General features: G+C 68.6%; 1 protein-coding gene. It reads left to right on the plus strand.

All coding sequences use genetic code 11. The annotated features are described in order from the left end of the window. Positions 1-57 precede the first annotated feature (57 nt). A complete protein-coding gene (locus ACZ4SA_RS36870) occupies positions 58-1446 on the plus strand; it encodes an IS1380 family transposase (protein ID WP_468283222.1) in 1389 nt (462 codons plus the stop codon). Positions 1447-1597: the final 151 nt, after the last annotated feature.

Genomic DNA, 1597 nt, shown 5'->3' on the forward strand with positions numbered 1-1597 from the left:
TGGGATGATGGGAGTTCCTACGCTTCCATCAGACCCGAGCAAGAGGGCACCTCGTAAGTGAAATCGTCCCACAGTCCGGCAGCGACCTTCGCTGCGTTCGACGAACCGAATCTGATCGCGCATGCCGGGCTGGTCCCGGTGATCCGGCTGGCCGAGCGGTGCGGTCTGCCGGCCCTGGTGGCCGAGAAGGTCAGACTGACCGGCGCGAAGAACGGCGCCGGAGTGGCTGCCGACGCGAAGGTGATGAGCGTCGTGGGCGGCATGGCCGCCGGCGCGGACTCCATCGACGACCTGGACGTCCTGCGGCACGGCGGGCTGCCGAAACTGTTCGGCGGGGTGCGGGCGCCCTCCACGCTTGGCACTTTCCTGCGGGCCTTCACCTGGGGACACGTGCGCCAACTCGAATCGGCGGCCCGCGTGTTCACCTGCAACCTGGCCGCCCACACCGGACTGGTTCCCAGGGGTGACGAGGTGGTGTTCGTCGACATCGACTCCAAGGTCAAGCAGGTCTACGGCCCGTCCAAGCAGGGCGCCTCCTTCGGCTACACCAAGGTCCGCGGCCTCCACTTCCAGATCGTCACCGTCAAGACCGCGACCTGCGCGCCGATCATCGTCGCCACGAGGCTGCGCAAGGGCTCGGCAGGCTCCGGCAAGGGCGCCGCCTCGCTGCTGCGCGAGGCGTTGGCCACGGTGCGGGCGATGGGCATCACCGCGCAGATCGTCGTCCGCGCGGACTCCGCCTACTTCTCCCACAAGGTCGTCGCCGCCTGCTGCACGGCCAAAGCGCGCTTCTCGCTGGCCGTCGCGGTCACCAAGACGATCCGCGCGGCGATCGAGATGATCGCCCCCGACGCCTGGACGCCGATCAAGTACACCGACGCGATCTGGGACGACGAAGAGCAACGCTGGATCTCCGACGCCGAGATAGCCGAAGTCCCGTTCACGGCGTTCACCAGCAAGAAGAAGGCATTCCGCACCACCGCCCGGCTGATCGTGCGCCGGGTGAAACGACTGAACCCCAAGACGGTGCCCGACGGGCAGAGCGAGCTGTTCGCCGTCTGGCGCCACCATGCGGTCTTCACCGACAGCACCTTCGTCCTCACCGACGCCGAACCGATGCACCGCGCTCACGCCGCGGTGGAACAGGTCTTCGCGGACCTGGAGGACTCCGCCCTCGCGCACCTGCCCTCGGGCAAGTTCACCGCGAACGCCGCCTGGCTCGCTCTGGCGGCAGCCGCCTACAACCTCACCCGCGCCGCCGGAACCCTCGCCTCCGCCTTCCACGCCAAGGCACGCACCGGCACCATCCGCCGCCACCTCATCAACGTCCCGGCCCGGACCGCCCGGCCGGGACGGCGCATCGTGCTGCACCTGCCCCAACGCTGGCGCTGGGCCGACGACTTCGCCGATCTGTGGGCCGCCACCGGCCAGCGCATACAGACCTGACCACCGACCCCCGCCGTCCGCCCACGACCTGGAAGACCTCGGAGAACCCGCCACCGGCAGCGGCCAACCGGAAACCCGCCCTGCCCGAAACCGAAAACCCACCCCAAAAACAATCACATCGCGTGATCAGAGATCACGCGGTGGATCGAGG

This window comes from Streptomyces sp. NPDC027962 (assembly GCF_055566095.1).